We start from the raw sequence: 13,882 nt of genomic DNA on the forward strand, positions 1-13,882 counted from the left end.
TTTCTTTTAACTATTCACAACGGCAATCTGCACGTCGGTGACGTGACGGACTTCGGCATAGATGCGTTCTTTCAGGGCCTGAGCAATAAGATCACTCTCATAGACCTTAAGCGAGCCACTCACCCCGATGGAGATATCAAGATGGATGTCTTCGCCCACGTTACGACCGCGCAGGTGACGGACCTCTTCAATATTCGGCACGTTGGCGGCAATATTGTAAACATCTTTAAGAACGTCCATTTCAACAGAAGTATCCATCAAGCCGTCAATGGCATCAATGTTCAGCTCAATCCCGATGCGTGCCACCAGGATCGCCACGACCATGGCGGCCACAACGTCAGCGATGGGGAAGCCAAGAACCGCAAACAAAATACCGATCAACACCCCGACAGAAGACAGCGCATCCGAACGGTTGTCCCACGCGTTGGCAATAATCGCCGGGCTGTTGTTTTCTTTCCCCACACAATGCTGGTAGCGATACATCAGCTCATTGACCACAACAGACATACCCGCACCGAGCACGGCAAGGAAGCTTGGCGCTTCAATATTGCCTTCGATGATCTTGAGGATGGATTCATACATCAGGTAGATCGCCCCCAAAATCAGAATGATCCCGACGATGGACGAAGAGATAAACTGGATGTTCCCGAAGCCATAAGGATATTTATCAGACGCCTTGCGCTTGGAGATTTTCACACAGAGCATGGTCACGATAGAGGCGATTACGTCCGCACCGGAGTGCAGGGAGTCTGCCACCAAAGCCACAGATCCGGTCATGGCGCCCAACAGGCCCTTATAGGTCATTTGGCAGATATTGACGACAATGGCCCACCAGACGACTTCTTCTTTACATTGCTTACATTTATTAGGAATCATGGCTCAAATACTCAATTATGCTGCTACCGGGAACGCGGTAATTGCCATTGACAAGGCGCCCGCGCATGCGTCCCTGTTCTAAAAGTCGGATCACTTCCTTACGTTCCACCCCCAAAAAACGGGCCGCTTCCGTAGAGTTATAAATCCTACTTGAGTTCACTTCGCGATGGCGCGAATTGTATAGTTCCATCAGGGCGGCGCCTAAGGACATTAAGGTGCCCACCCGTGCGATCATGGTCCACATTAGTGTCCGCCTCCCTCGTCAATGAAAGGAACCAGCGGGCGATAGGTTTCCAGACCCAGCTTCGGTGCGCTGTCGGTGATGGTTTTCTCGTTGAAATATTCAAAGCGCGGGAAGTTGGTGAAATCCGCCAAAATCTTCCAGGGGAATTTGGAAATCGCTGAATTATAAATGCGCAAGGACTCGTTATAATCCATACGACGCTGGGTAATCAGGTCTTCCATCTGTACCAAAGCGACCATGGCTTCGGTGTAGGTCTGGGCCGATTTAATATCCGGATATTTTTCCACAACCGCAAGCAAGCGACCAAGAGACGCTCCCATGTCATTAAGGTCCAGCCCATCTGCCCCATTGGCTTCGCCCACACCCAAAGCGCCTAAGCCCTTGGCCAGGTCCTTGTTTTTCCCCAAGGCATCTTTCACCGCTTCTGGCGGCAACACATCACCAGTTTTCTTGATGATTTCCGTGCGCATCTTGGCGGTATAGGAGAAAATGGAATGTTCAAGCGACGCATGGTTCAGCGTCAGGTTGACCAGGTTGGAGAACAAGTCTTTGCGCCGTTGTAAGGCTGATTGCAGGTTCCCGGCCTTGGCCAGCACGTCTTCACGGAAAATAATGAAGTCGTTGAACTTGTAAAATAGTGTGCCGGAAAACAGCAAAATCCCCAGTACCGAGACCAGAAACAGGGTTTTCACCCCTTTCATGGACGGCACGGAAAAGCGCGGTTCCGTCTCATCACGATAGAGCTGCGCCAGCATCGCTTCGGAGCGTTTGAGCCGTTGCAGTTCCTGAGACGGGGCCTGATTGCCGGTATTAAAGAAATTCACCATGGTTCACACTAACCTTCGCTTTTAAAAGCGATTACTCCCCACCGCCGAGCTCGTTGGCACGTTTGAAATGCGCCATGGCTGCTTCGTGATCATCCATCTGTTCAAAGGCATACCCCACGCTGCGGTGGATACGCGCTTCATCCGGCTTGATCTCAAGCGCACTGAGGAAACATTCCACCGCGCGCTGATAGTTACCTGTATTGTCGTAAGCCACACCCAGACGATAGAGGATATTGGCCGAGTTCGGCGTATCTTCAATGACTTTTTCCAACAAAGGGATGGCTTTTTCAAAATCTTCATTCTGAATGTAAGACAGGCCGAGCACGGTGGCGAGTTTGATATCGTCCTTATGTTCATCGCTGGCTTTTTCCAGAAGCTCGATCCCTTCATTGCGATGGCCGAGTTTAAGGTAGCACACGCCCAGATGCAGCATGACTTCGCCGTCTTCCGGGTTGGATTTATAAAGCTGTTCCAGCAATTGGCCGGCACGCTGGTGCTTGCCGGCTTTCGCCAGATTGATGGCCTTGTCACGGAAATATTCCATGCGCGTTTCATCATCGATGGTAAACAGGTCGTGGAAGCCCCCAACCAGTTTGGTGCCCAAACGTTTTAAGATGATCGCGGTATATTGAGCGTATTCTTCCGAACGCCCAACCAGGTCGCCTTTGATAATGCTCATGGGTTCTTTCCTTTTTGGTCTTTACGAATCAAATGACAGGCTTCACAGGGGCCACGGTCGCGGTGCGGGCGAATACCCTTAACCACAGTGGCATGATCGATAACGGGCGGCGGGACAGAGACCAAATCCGGGTCCGGGCTCAGCTCAAAACCATCACCCACTGTGTGGCAATTGGTACAGACTCCGCGGTGCGGGTGCGGGCGCGGATCACCGGGCAGGATCATCGGTGCCCCTTCCACCTGTGCCATACCCAAATCCGGCTGGCCCATCATGACCAGGGTGAGCGTGCGCATGGGGAAGCGGCCGTCTTGCTTTTTCTTACCCGGACGCATGAGGCGCAGCTTCACATTGGTCTGGGTGCGCACTTCACGGGTCGCCATCTGGAATTCTTCAAGGGAGCTGACTTTGACATCGCCCACCTTATTGATGATATCACCTGCGAGAATACCGGCTTCGGCGGCGTTCAGCGTGACTTCACCGACCAGAATACCCGTCAGCCCCTTGGGATATTTAAGTTTGCGGCGCAGCTCATCGGTCCAGGCGCGGCTATCAAGGCCCTGCCAGTGCGCTTCAAACAGCTCCACCGTCTTGGGGATATAGTTTGGCGGCACCTCAGCCGCTTTTTCCGGCTGGATCAACTGGCTCAACGGCTTTTGAAACTGGATGGCCGGGCTGGATTGCGCCGCCATATCCGGCTGAACCGGGGCAGGCTGTGCCTGAGCTTGTTGCGGTGACTGAATGTTCACGTTCGGGCTCATCGGCTGAACCGCCCCTTGCACCGGGGACACCCCCACATTACCCTGAAGAGACGGGCTCTGATAGGCTGCCACAGGCGGAACCGCCGCCATGGAGGGTACAGAGGTCGAGCCTTGAGGCGCAGGAGAAGCAAGCGACGAAGAGGTCGCTGCAGAAGCCTGATCACCCGCCGCCTTCTTGCCAAAGCCGAAGCTGTCGACAAAAAACACAACAAGCAAAACAAGCAAAACTGCCCCTAACGTAAAACCAGCCAATATGACATTGCGTGTCATCTTACTGGCCGCCTAAGCCCATAGTGTTCTGTGCTTTTTGCCACCAGGACTGTTGCTGTTGCACAGGCTGGCGCATTTGCTGCATCTGTTGAACAGGCATTTGTTGCATTTGCTGTTGCATGGCCATCGGTTGAGCCGTTGCGCCCATGCTAGGGCCCCAAGCCACAGGGGCAGCGGCAGGCGTCATTTGGCGAACTTGCGGGGCTGCAGGGGCTTGAACTTTGGGTTTAGCAACCTTAAAGCCAACCACATCCTGAAAGTGAGAGACAACCACGTGAGCGGGAACAATAAAGCCTTCAACCGTATTGTTTGCCCCGCTGAATGCCATGTTGACACCAACGATTTCACCACGATTGTTGATCAGCGGACCACCTGTTTGCTGCCAAGAGAAGATCGCATTGGTCGCAGCCAGTGATTTCATTGCCACACCACCTGCGTTGATGGTGTTGTTCAGGGATTGGATAGACCCGTTGTTGATCAGGATAGAGCCACTGTTGGTTTGACCCATGGCGATTACAGCAGAGTTCACACCAAGACCAGCCGTATCGGCCAGTGTGAAATATTGGAAACGTTCCGGTGTCAGAATTTTCAGGACAACCAGGTTATGTGCATCATGGGATTTCGCCACTTGGGCTTCATAACGTTTGATACCTTGCAGGGTACGTACATGAACGTCAATGTCTGTCAGACCCTTGATTGGATGAAGGGCTGTCAGAACATGACCTTTCGGGCTGACCAAGGCACCAGAAGACACCAGCGGCATATTGGCGCCAGCGGCACTAATACCAACGATACCTGGTGCCAAAGAATTTGCCAATTCCTGCGGGGAGGGGCCACCAGCATCACGAAACAGGAATTCAGGCACGCTCAGGTGCTGATATTTTTCAAAATGGTCATCATGTTTGTATCCGTTAAGGATCACAAAGCCCCAGACAAAGGTCAGGATGACCATGGAGGCAAAACCAAAGGCCAGACCACGCCACGGAGACGAACAGAAACCTTTTGTCCCGATCAAAGAACTATGTTCAAGTTTTTCGCTTAGTTTCATCTTTTAATACTCTACTGGCGTGTCTGTTTAAGTGTCAGTTGTTCGGTTGTACGCATCATTTTTAAGCCGTTCCACCTTGCGGTGCGGGACCCTCATCCAGCAAGCTCATGGCATCTGCGGCTTCTTCAGCAGCCGTGCTTTCCTTGCTGCCTTGTGCTTCAGCCTTGACCTGAATCGCGCCAATGCGTGCCACCGTATGGACAATGGTGTCTTTCACCTTATCGGCAATGGCCGTGGCCTCATCGACGGTGCAGTTTTCATCCACCCCGATGGTGATTTCCGCAGAGATGTTCTGACCGATATAGCGTGTGCGCATTTCTTTGAGCTGCTTCACACCTTCCACACCCAGCACCAGATTGGTGAGGATTTTGCGTTTCGGCATGTCGATCTGACGGTCCATCAGGCCCATGACAGAATCTTTAAAGACATGGCCGCCCAAATGCATCAGGTGCAGGGTTTCCACCACAGCCACACCCGTATCAATCCAGGGCATATTGAGGTAATGTGCCCCAACGATCCCCACCGCAACCGCGCTTGAAGAAAAGGCATCGGCGTGATGATGTTTGGACAGGGTCTTGATTAGCGGGCTGTTGCTCTCATTAGCCGCACATTTGGAATAGGCATACATGACCACATTGACAACCGCACAAAGCACAGCGGTCCAAAGCGCGATTAGGTGCGGGGCTTCGTGGATATTATCGCCAAACAGCATGGAGATGGCGTAAACCAGCAAGAAGCCGGTGACGACGAGAAAGACCACACTGACAAAGAGGGAGAGGACAAATTCGATCTTGCCGTGGCCGTACGGGTGTTCCTTATCCAACGTCTGTTCAGACACCTTGCCGCCGACAATGACGAGAAGAGAGCTGACCACATCTTTAAAGGAATACAGGGAATCGGCCAAGAGGGCGTGGGAACCGGAAACCAGCCCGACAAAAGCCTTGAGAAAAGTCAGCACGGTATTGACCACCAAGCCGACCCAGCCAATGGTTTTTATGCACTTACCGCATTTATCGTATTTCATTCCCTAAAATCCTAAGTCTTTAAAGTCGTCTCAAAGGTCATTTGGAAACAAAGCAAACATCATCTCATTTGGGATGATATTCGATCTGTTCCCGGTTTTTCTTTTTCATTGTTATGCGCGCCACACTAAAGAGTGCCGCAATGAAGCCACTGAAAAAGGCCAGAGCAAGGACCAAAATCATCGGCATCTGCACAGGGGGCAAAAAGATCAAATCAATCACCACCGGCACATTGTTTTGCAGCGCAAATAACAAGATAGCAATCGCCAAGATCAAATATATGATCAGTTTTGCCACGTTCTATTCTCCAACCAATATCTTCACGAGCCTTGCACAGGGGCGGGTTGCGAAGTCTGGTTTTCTTTGCGGATTTGCTGGATGATTTCAATGTCATCAATTTTTGGTTTGGTGCGCAGGTCATAGAGCTTTTGATACATAAAGGCACTCATGTCCGCGATCCCTTCGTGAATACCTTCACAGACCATAACATAGCCTGCCTCGGCATGGGGGGCGAGTTTTTGATGTGCTGTCATGCAGCCATCAATGACCACTTCCAATCCATCGCCGAGAACATTCACGACACCGTTAAACAAATCCTCAACAGGAATTTCCTGTTTTGCTTCTTCAGATGGACTCGGGGTCGCGACAGACATTGGGGCCTGTTCTGTTGCAAGGGCAGCAGTGGCCTGATGTTGCGGGGCGTCCGAGTTCATAAATTCAATCCGACTGTATATATTACAAGTTCAAAATCTTTGAGTGATGGAATACCAGTGTAGTCTGATTTTGTCTAATAAAAAAGGTCCCTCAACTATCTGAATGTACAGTTTTCTTAGAAGTTATTAATGAGAATGAATTGCAATAAATAATTTTAAAAAAGACTTTGTATGCTATCGACTTGAGATTATTATGGTATTCAAGATTGTAAGGGAATTTTCAAGCCTGAATTCTATTGCGAGATCAATAGCTTGATTGTCAGTCCTTATGATTGGTGCTAGAGTTATTTTAGCGATTCTAAGTTAGAGTCGTTCTGAATTTGATTTTAAACATATGGAAGTGTAGGAATCATGGCGTTTCAATTAGCCCCTTATTTGGCTCAAAGCGTTCCCGGTGTGGGGGCTTTGGGCGCGATTGTCGGTGGATCGGGTGCACTGGCAAAGAATCTTCAAAAACATAAAGCCGGTGAAATGGACACAAACGAAGTTGTTGTCGATACAGCGAAAGAAGCTGCTGGCGCAGGTGTTGCGACGGCTGTAAGTGCTTTTACCGTTGGTGTTGTTGGTGGCGGTCTGGCGGTTTCAGTTGGGACGGCCTTTGTTGCAGCGGTTGCAGGCAAGTATGTTTGGGATCGTGGTATGGAATATATCGAAGGCGATAAGGATTTTGCCCCGATTCTCGATGAAGAAGCCCTGAAATAAGAGCTGCTTTTATAAAAGAGTATTAAAAAGGGTCGCTGAACATCAGCGGCCCTTTTTTTGTGGGGCCACAAATGTTGGGAGTGTCGTAAATAAAAAAGGCCCGAACGAGTCGGACCTTTTTCTTTATTCTTTATAACGAACGCTGTGTCAGAGAGTTTACACAGTGTCCGCCTTGATGGATGGTTCATCCAGAACAACGTTGGAACGGTGTTCGCTGTATTTTTTGTAAGCGAACCAACCGCCAGCACCAACGCCAGCCAACAAGATAACCGGACCCCAGATGCCAAGACCCAGACCAAGGCCGAGACTTAAGCTTTTAGAGCAACCAGCCGCTGTACCAACAGCTGCTTTGGTTGTTGTCGAAGTACCTGTTGCAGCAACCGCATTTGTGCCCGCTTTTGCTGTTGCGATACCTTTGCCTGCACCCGCAGCTGCCAGTTTGGCTGTGCCTGCTTTGGCTGCAGCGCCGGCTTTGATCTTTGCCGCTGTTGCTGCTTTGGCTTTGGCCGCAGCAATCGCTTTTTGGTCGGCGATGGTTTCAAGACTGTCAGACATGGTCTGAATTTCTTGCGGCGTCATGCCACGAACGAGTTCATTTAATGGTAACATGGGTCCCCCGAAAAAAAACATACGCCCTTATGCGCGAATAACCCTAAATTTATTAGAGTAATTTAAAAAAGTCAAGGGAACGAGTGAGTTATAATTACAGTTGAGAGTTGTTCTTATTTGCTGACAAAAGCTCACGGCACATGACTTTTGAATGGCGCACCACAATATAAGTCAAGGGCATGAGGTGAATGATCAGCATGGTGCCAATCAAGATATCGCCAAGTGACCAGAGCGGACCAAGCGGCAGGAAGGGACCGACAAAGGTCACGCCTGCAAAGAAATAGCGGAAGTATTTGACATTGGTCCCGCCCAGGTATTCAAAACACCGTTCTGAAAAATGTGCCCAGTTGATAATGGTGGTGAAGGCAAAAACCACCAGACAGGCCGTGACCAGAATGCGTCCGATCTCACCTGTAAATTGGGTGAAGGAGGAAACGGTGAGAAAGGCCCCCGTTGTGTCCATCCACTGGTTTGCTGTTAAAACCACAAGTCCAGTGGTGGTGCAAACAATCAAGGTATCAACAACGGGAACGGCGGCGGCTAACATGGAGCTTTGTGCTGGGCAGTCGCGGTTGGCCCCTTGCCAGAACGGCGCAATGCCGATGCCCGAGCCATGGGAGAAAATGCCGCGCGAAATGCCATATTGCAGGGTTTCCAGCACCGCATAACCAGCTACACCGCCTGCAATGGAATAAGGCTGAAAGGCATATTTAAAGACAGAACCCAAAGCTTCCAGTGTGTTGGCTTCGGTAAAGAGCAGGATAAACCAGCCACACAGCAGGTAGCCGACAATCATCCAGGGAGCCGTAATGGTGGAAAATTTCAAAATGCTTTTAAAACCACCAACAACGACCAAGGCAACAGCACTGCCGAGCAATAGGGCGACCCAGATGTTGGAAACTCCGATTTCACCTGAAATGGCATGGGCGACCGAGTTGGCCTGAATCAGATTGGCGGTAACCATACCTTTGATCATAATCATAGCGGCCAGGGCAGTTGCCAGCCATCGCCAGTTTTTACCCAGCAGTTCCACAATATAAAACATGGGGGTGGCAAACAGATCATGTTCTTCATATTTTTTGGCGAGCTTAACGGCGAAAAAGACCGAACTCATGCGAAAGGACATACCGAGTAAGGCGGATACCCACATCCAGAAAAGGGCACCAGGGCCGCCAAGGTGAAGGGCAGTTCCCACACCTGCGAGATTGCCCACACCCACACTGGCCGATAGGGCAGCGATAAAGGCGGCATAATGGGCGACATGTTCGCCTTCATGATGTTTGCCTTCACGGCGCACATGCCAGAGCTTGGCAATGGTATTCCACACCCCACGAATGGCGGCACCACGGGTCAGCACGACAAAAAGAAGGCCGAGTTCCAGATAGATAAAAACCAGAAACGGATTCCAGAGAATGGAGGCAATAGTTTCCATGATATCCAAGCTGCCTTGAAGGTGGGGTTGAGGTGTCGTTTCAGATAGCTGATCTAGCATATGGTATGCAGGGAGGCAATCTGAATCCCGTATTTTCGCCTGTGTTGCAGCATATTATCGACTTATGTAATTAAGTTATTTATAATATTAAGAATTATTATCAAAAATTACTTGCAATTCATTCTTACTAAGATTACAGGTTGATAATGGAATGAAGTGAATAGTATGCGCAACCCTGCATGACGCAAGGCGGCGTGCGGCTGTTCATGGATATTTGTATCTCATGGAGTTGGATGGATGTCCTTTAAAAAAATTACAGGTATGGCACTTGGTGCATTTTGCGTCACAATGGCGGCTTCTGCACAGGCTGAGGAAGTAAACCTTTATTCTTCCCGTCAACCGTTTTTGATTAACCCGTTGCTGGAAGCTTTCACGGAAGAAACCGGCGTTAAGGTAAACATGGTTTACATTAAAAAGGGGATGCTGGAACGGATTAAGGCAGAAGGCGAAAACAGCCCGGCTGACCTGATTTTGACATCTGATATCGGCAAGCTGGACAACCATGTTCAAGCAGGTCTGCTGAAAGCGACATCTTCCGACGTTTTAAAAGAGAAAATTCCGTCACAATATCGCCACCCGGATGGCCTGTGGTACGGTTTGACCACACGTGCGCGTATCATTTATGCACATAACAAACGTGTGAAGCCGGAAGAAGTTCAAACATATGAAGATCTGGCCAAGCCACATATGGAAGGCCGTGTCTGCACACGTTCTGGCAAGCACGAATATAACGTTTCCCTGCTGGCTTCTATCGTGGCTGCCAAAGGTGAAGAATATGCACTGGAGTGGGCGAAGGGTCTGAAAAAGAATCTGGCACGCAAACCACAGGGTAATGACCGCGCACAAGTGAAGGCCGTTTACCAAGGTGAATGTGACGTATCACTGGGCAATACTTACTATATGGGTAAGATGGTCACCAATGAGAAAAACCCGGAACAAAAAGACTGGGCGGCTTCTGTTTTCCTCGTATTCCCGAACCAGGCTGATCGTGGCACACATGTGAATATCTCCGGTGGTGGCGTGCTGAAAGGCGCGATGAACGAAGCCAATGCGATCAAACTGCTGGAATTCCTCACAGGGCCGAAAGCACAGGCGCTTTATGCCGAAGGTAACTTCGAATATCCGATTGATGAAAATGCGAAACTCCATCCGGTTGTGGCCTCTTGGGGCAAGTTCAAGGCCGATGAGATGGACCTGACGAAGATTGCGGAATATCGCAAGATTGCCACGCGCATCATGGATAAGGTGCGTTACAACAACTAGGTTGGATGCCCTTTTATAAAAAAGCGAAGCAACGCAAGTTTTGATCACCTGAGATTAGGCTTGCGTTCTTCGACTTTTAATAAAGACGACAAAAAGAGATAGAGACGAGATCAATATGAACGAAGCAGTCGCCACAGCGAATATGGCCCAAGGGGTGGCAAAAAACAGATGGGCATGGCTTAATGTCTGGACGGTCGGGACTGTTCTTATTGCCCTGATGGCTGTTGCCCCAATCTGTGCGGTGATCTATCTCAGCCTGACACCGGGGGATGATATTTGGTCCCATCTGGTTGAGACGGTTCTAACGGACTATATCTCGAACACACTTTTGTTGATGATCTTTGTCGCGCTTGGCACCCTCTCCATCGGGGTGGGGTCTGCCTGGGTTGTCAGCATGTGCCGTTTTCCCGGTAAAAAGATTTTTGAATGGGCCTTGTTGTTGCCCATGGCGATGCCTGCTTATGTAATCGCCTATGTCTATACGGACATTTTGGAATATGCAGGTCCGATCCAGACCATGCTGCGTGACATTTTCGGCTGGGAAACCAAGCGTGAATATTGGTTCCCGGAAATTCGTTCCCTTGGTGGGGCGGCGAGCATGATGACATTGGTGCTCTATCCCTATGTTTATCTGCTGTCGCGTGCTGCCTTTTTGGAGCAATCCGTTTGTGTGTTGGAAGCCAGCCGTGTCTTGGGCCGTGGACCGTGGCGCAGCTTTTTCTCCGTTGCCCTGCCACTGGCGCGTCCGGCCATTGTGATTGGCCTGTCACTGGTGATGATGGAAACATTGAATGATTTCGGGACTGTGGATTTTTTCGCGGTAAATACTTTCACCCTGGGTATTTATGACGTGTGGCTGAATATGAACAATATTGCCGGGGCGGCGCAGCTTTCCTGTATGTTGTTGTTCTTCGTAATGTTTTTGATTGCAGCAGAACGTTTTGGTCGCCGTAAACAGAAATTCCACCACACTACGTCTAAATATAAAGCGCTGCCCGGCTATGAACTGCCGTTTAAATTTGCCCTGCTGGCGACAATCGGCTGTGCACTGCCCATCGTTCTTGGCTTTGTTCTGCCAGCAGGTGTGTTGTTCTATTATGCGATCATCCATTATGATCCGTATGCGACATCTGAAGTTCTCGGCCATGCAGGTAACAGTGCACTTCTGTCTGTTGTTGCGGCGGTTCTTGCCATTGCTATTGGGACATTCATGGCTTATGGCGTGCGCTTGCGCAAAGAAAAGACCCTGAAATTCATGGTGCGTTTTGCCAGCCTAGGTTATGCGGTACCGGGCTCTGTTCTGGCCGTGGGGGTGTTGGTGACACTTGGTGGTCTGGATAACGGGATTGATGCCTATATGCGTGAAAACTGGGGCATTTCCACCGGATTGATTTTCAGTGGCACCATTGCGGCCGTGACCTACGGTTATCTTGTGCGTTTCCTGGCGCTGTCTTTTGGTAGTGTGGAAGCCAGTCTGGGTAAAGTTACCCCGAATATGGATGGGGCAGCACGCAGTCTGGGGCATGGGGCCTTTGCCACCTTGCGCAAAATTCATGTGCCGATCATTCGCGGTTCCATGTTGACCGCGGTGATGATGGTTTTTGTGGATTGTATGAAGGAGCTGCCCATTACGGTGATCCTGCGTCCCTTTAACTTCCATACGCTGGCAACTTACGTGCATCAATATGCATCTGACGAACAATTGGGCGAAGCGTCACTCGCGGCCCTGGCAATTGTGGGCTTCGGGATCTTCCCGGTGATTGTGCTCTCTATTGCCATTAACAAATCCCGCCCTGGGCACCATTAATTTACAAGGAAGAGAATAATGCAAGGACTTCATATCTACGGTGTTACGCACTCTTACGGTTCAAACAAGGTTCTTAATGGTGCCTCTTTGACAATTCCGGCAGGTGAGCTGGTTTGTCTGCTTGGCCCATCCGGTTGTGGTAAATCCACTATCCTGCGTTTGGCAGGTGGACTGGAAACATTGCAGGAAGGCAATATCGTCATTGATGGCGAAACCGTTGCCAATTCTGACATGTGCCTGCCGCCGGAACGCCGTAAAATTGGTTTGATGTTTCAGGATTATGCCCTGTTTCCGCATCTCGATATCATGGATAACGTTACCTTTGGTCTGCATGGGATGGAAAAATCCAAGGCGGAAAGACGCGCTCTTGAAATGCTGGAGCAGGTTGGGATGAGCCAATATGTCCGTGCCTACCCTCATATGCTTTCCGGTGGTCAGCAACAACGTGTTGCTCTGGCCCGTGCCTTGGCTCCGGAACCCAAGCTTTTGTTGTTGGATGAACCATTTTCCGGTCTCGATACCAACATGCGTGAAAAAATCCGTCAGGAAACGCTCTCTGTCCTGCGTGATGCAGGGGTTGCAACATTGATGGTCACGCATGATCCGGAAGAGGCCATGTATATGGCGGATCGTATCAAGATTCTGGGCCGTGGCGGTAAAATCCTGCAAGCAGGTAGCCCGAATGAAATTTACTATAACCCTGCCGATGAGTTTGTCGCCAACCTGTTTGGTATGATGAACAAGCTGGAAGGGATTGCCAAAGGGGGAATGGTTGAAACACCCCTTGGCAAGGTAGCCTATAAAGACAAGAATATCCGTGATGGGGAACTGGTTCAGGTTCTGGTTCGCCCGGAAGGTATCCTGTTTGACAATAAGCCGGGTGAAAATGCGGTGAAGGTGGAAGTGGTTTCCAATCATCTGTTGGGTCACAGCAGTATTGTGCGTATGCGTGTGCCTGATGGCAGTGATAAGGGCCTGATGTTGGATGGGCGCGTGCATCGTGAATTCACCCCAGAATTGGATAATGAAACATGGGCGACGGTTGATCCGGTCAATGCCTTTGTTTTTCCCTTGAAAAGCGTCGAGCAAAATAACGAGCCTCAAGAACAAGCAAGCCCCATTGCTGCCCAATAATCCTGTGAACGGAGAATGAAAATGATTGATATTGATGATTCATTTTTACTGGAATGTGAAGAAATCGACAAAGATCATGCATGGTTAAATCAGCTGGCAGAAGATATTAATGCCGCCATTGATGAAAACCGGCCACAAGACTGTGCTGAGCTGTCTCGTCGTTTTGTCAGCCTGTGTAAAAAGCATTTCGGGGCAGAAGAAGCCTTGCTCAAGAAAATCGACTACCCTGATGCCAAGCACCATCATGAACACCATCAGTCTTTATACGGTAAGATGGATACGATCTTGAAGCTGGGCGAAGCGGCTGCGAGCAACGAGCTGGCCCGCAAAAGCCTGAAAAAAGAAGTCTTCTATCTGTTGATGGACGACATTATTAATGAGGATCTCTCTTTTAAAGAGTTTGTCCATAGCATCAATAAGGCTGGCTAAAGAATAAGC

At 49.9% G+C, this 13,882-nt stretch carries 16 protein-coding genes; 5 read left to right on the forward strand and 11 right to left on the reverse strand.

Features of this window, described 5'->3' with window-relative positions; all coding sequences use genetic code 11:
* Window positions 1-6: 6 nt before the first annotated feature.
* The 9 genes from mamB to E4K71_RS01520 all read right to left on the reverse strand — a co-directional run bounded on the left by mamB (window position 7) and on the right by E4K71_RS01520 (window position 6,437).
* Window positions 7-876, reverse strand: a complete 870-nt coding sequence (gene mamB / locus E4K71_RS01480) for a magnetosome biogenesis CDF transporter MamB (protein ID WP_135075091.1) — start codon at window positions 874-876, stop codon at window positions 7-9.
* Window positions 866-1,120, reverse strand: a complete 255-nt coding sequence (locus E4K71_RS01485; RefSeq protein ID WP_135075088.1) for a helix-turn-helix domain-containing protein — start codon at window positions 1,118-1,120, stop codon at window positions 866-868. Before E4K71_RS01485 ends, mamB begins: the two co-directional genes overlap by 11 nt.
* Window positions 1,120-1,947, reverse strand: coding sequence for a magnetosome protein MamQ (mamQ, locus tag E4K71_RS01490; protein WP_135075085.1), 828 nt, complete (start codon window positions 1,945-1,947; stop codon window positions 1,120-1,122). The genes E4K71_RS01485 and mamQ overlap by 1 nt, the downstream gene beginning before the upstream one ends.
* A 31-nt stretch (window positions 1,948-1,978) precedes the next feature.
* Entirely contained in the window at window positions 1,979-2,626 is a 648-nt protein-coding gene (mamA, locus tag E4K71_RS01495) for a magnetosome protein MamA (protein ID WP_135075082.1), read from the reverse strand.
* Window positions 2,623-3,654 carry a magnetosome magnetite formation protein MamP gene (mamP, locus tag E4K71_RS01500; RefSeq protein WP_135075079.1) on the reverse strand — a complete coding sequence of 344 codons (1,032 nt, stop codon included), beginning with the start codon at window positions 3,652-3,654 and terminating at the stop codon, window positions 2,623-2,625. The genes mamA and mamP overlap by 4 nt, the downstream gene beginning before the upstream one ends.
* A 1-nt stretch (window position 3,655) precedes the next feature.
* The gene (locus E4K71_RS01505; RefSeq protein WP_135075533.1) at window positions 3,656-4,702 is read right to left on the reverse strand and encodes a serine protease; all 1,047 of its coding nucleotides are present in this window, start codon (window positions 4,700-4,702) and stop codon (window positions 3,656-3,658) included.
* A 61-nt stretch (window positions 4,703-4,763) separates the two neighbouring features.
* Entirely contained in the window at window positions 4,764-5,726 is a 963-nt protein-coding gene (mamM, locus tag E4K71_RS01510; RefSeq protein ID WP_135075073.1) for a magnetosome biogenesis CDF transporter MamM, read from the reverse strand.
* A 64-nt stretch (window positions 5,727-5,790) separates the two neighbouring features.
* The gene (locus E4K71_RS01515; RefSeq protein WP_135075070.1) at window positions 5,791-6,021 is read right to left on the reverse strand and encodes a LapA family protein; all 231 of its coding nucleotides are present in this window, start codon (window positions 6,019-6,021) and stop codon (window positions 5,791-5,793) included.
* 23 nt (window positions 6,022-6,044) lie between these two features.
* A complete protein-coding gene (locus tag E4K71_RS01520; RefSeq protein ID WP_135075537.1) occupies window positions 6,045-6,437 on the reverse strand; it encodes a hypothetical protein in 393 nt (130 codons plus the stop codon).
* Between the two features lie 351 nt (window positions 6,438-6,788).
* Between E4K71_RS01520 and mamC the strand changes: the two genes are divergently transcribed.
* Window positions 6,789-7,139 (forward strand): magnetosome protein MamC, encoded by a 351-nt coding sequence (mamC, locus tag E4K71_RS01525; protein WP_135075540.1) that lies wholly within the window; start codon window positions 6,789-6,791, stop codon window positions 7,137-7,139.
* 156 nt (window positions 7,140-7,295) lie between these two features.
* On the opposite strand, the gene E4K71_RS01530 is transcribed toward mamC, so the two are convergent.
* Both E4K71_RS01530 and E4K71_RS01535 read right to left on the reverse strand, forming a co-directional pair.
* Entirely contained in the window at window positions 7,296-7,748 is a 453-nt protein-coding gene (locus E4K71_RS01530; RefSeq protein WP_135075543.1) for a hypothetical protein, read from the reverse strand.
* 94 nt (window positions 7,749-7,842) lie between these two features.
* Window positions 7,843-9,180 (reverse strand): amino acid carrier protein, encoded by a 1,338-nt coding sequence (locus E4K71_RS01535; RefSeq protein ID WP_167730195.1) that lies wholly within the window; start codon window positions 9,178-9,180, stop codon window positions 7,843-7,845.
* 297 nt (window positions 9,181-9,477) lie between these two features.
* Between E4K71_RS01535 and E4K71_RS01540 the strand changes: the two genes are divergently transcribed.
* The 4 genes from E4K71_RS01540 (at window position 9,478) to E4K71_RS01555 (ending at window position 13,873) form a co-directional block, all read left to right on the forward strand.
* Window positions 9,478-10,503 (forward strand): Fe(3+) ABC transporter substrate-binding protein, encoded by a 1,026-nt coding sequence (locus E4K71_RS01540; protein WP_135075548.1) that lies wholly within the window; start codon window positions 9,478-9,480, stop codon window positions 10,501-10,503.
* A gap of 115 nt (window positions 10,504-10,618) precedes the next feature.
* On the forward strand, window positions 10,619-12,310 hold the full coding sequence (locus tag E4K71_RS01545; RefSeq protein ID WP_135075551.1) for an iron ABC transporter permease: 1,692 nt from the start codon (window positions 10,619-10,621) through the stop codon (window positions 12,308-12,310).
* 18 nt (window positions 12,311-12,328) lie between these two features.
* Complete coding sequence (locus E4K71_RS01550; protein WP_135075554.1) at window positions 12,329-13,444, forward strand: ABC transporter ATP-binding protein; 1,116 nt, start codon at window positions 12,329-12,331, stop codon at window positions 13,442-13,444.
* A 21-nt stretch (window positions 13,445-13,465) separates the two neighbouring features.
* The gene (locus E4K71_RS01555) at window positions 13,466-13,873 is read left to right on the forward strand and encodes a hemerythrin domain-containing protein (RefSeq protein WP_167730197.1); all 408 of its coding nucleotides are present in this window, start codon (window positions 13,466-13,468) and stop codon (window positions 13,871-13,873) included.
* Window positions 13,874-13,882 lie beyond the last annotated feature (9 nt).

Origin of the sequence: Terasakiella sp. SH-1, assembly GCF_004564135.1 — a bacterium.
GTDB lineage: Bacteria > Pseudomonadota > Alphaproteobacteria > Rhodospirillales > Terasakiellaceae > Terasakiella.

Bases quoted from the DNA above. Each gene is read 5' to 3' on its own strand.
- mamQ (WP_135075085.1), bottom strand. From the start codon at position 1,947: ATGGTGAATTTCTTTAATACCGGCAATCAGGCCCCGTCTCAGGAACTG.
- E4K71_RS01555 (WP_167730197.1), top strand. From the start codon at position 13,466: ATGATTGATATTGATGATTCATTTTTACTGGAATGTGAAGAAATCGAC.
- E4K71_RS01545 (WP_135075551.1), top strand. From the start codon at position 10,619: ATGAACGAAGCAGTCGCCACAGCGAATATGGCCCAAGGGGTGGCAAAA.
- E4K71_RS01520 (WP_135075537.1), bottom strand. From the start codon at position 6,437: ATGAACTCGGACGCCCCGCAACATCAGGCCACTGCTGCCCTTGCAACA.
- mamA (WP_135075082.1), bottom strand. From the start codon at position 2,626: ATGAGCATTATCAAAGGCGACCTGGTTGGGCGTTCGGAAGAATACGCT.
- mamM (WP_135075073.1), bottom strand. From the start codon at position 5,726: ATGAAATACGATAAATGCGGTAAGTGCATAAAAACCATTGGCTGGGTC.
- mamB (WP_135075091.1), bottom strand. From the start codon at position 876: ATGATTCCTAATAAATGTAAGCAATGTAAAGAAGAAGTCGTCTGGTGG.
- E4K71_RS01485 (WP_135075088.1), bottom strand. From the start codon at position 1,120: ATGTGGACCATGATCGCACGGGTGGGCACCTTAATGTCCTTAGGCGCC.
- E4K71_RS01540 (WP_135075548.1), top strand. From the start codon at position 9,478: ATGTCCTTTAAAAAAATTACAGGTATGGCACTTGGTGCATTTTGCGTC.
- E4K71_RS01505 (WP_135075533.1), bottom strand. From the start codon at position 4,702: ATGAAACTAAGCGAAAAACTTGAACATAGTTCTTTGATCGGGACAAAA.
- mamP (WP_135075079.1), bottom strand. From the start codon at position 3,654: ATGACACGCAATGTCATATTGGCTGGTTTTACGTTAGGGGCAGTTTTG.
- E4K71_RS01535 (WP_167730195.1), bottom strand. From the start codon at position 9,180: ATGGAAACTATTGCCTCCATTCTCTGGAATCCGTTTCTGGTTTTTATC.
- E4K71_RS01550 (WP_135075554.1), top strand. From the start codon at position 12,329: ATGCAAGGACTTCATATCTACGGTGTTACGCACTCTTACGGTTCAAAC.
- mamC (WP_135075540.1), top strand. From the start codon at position 6,789: ATGGCGTTTCAATTAGCCCCTTATTTGGCTCAAAGCGTTCCCGGTGTG.
- E4K71_RS01530 (WP_135075543.1), bottom strand. From the start codon at position 7,748: ATGTTACCATTAAATGAACTCGTTCGTGGCATGACGCCGCAAGAAATT.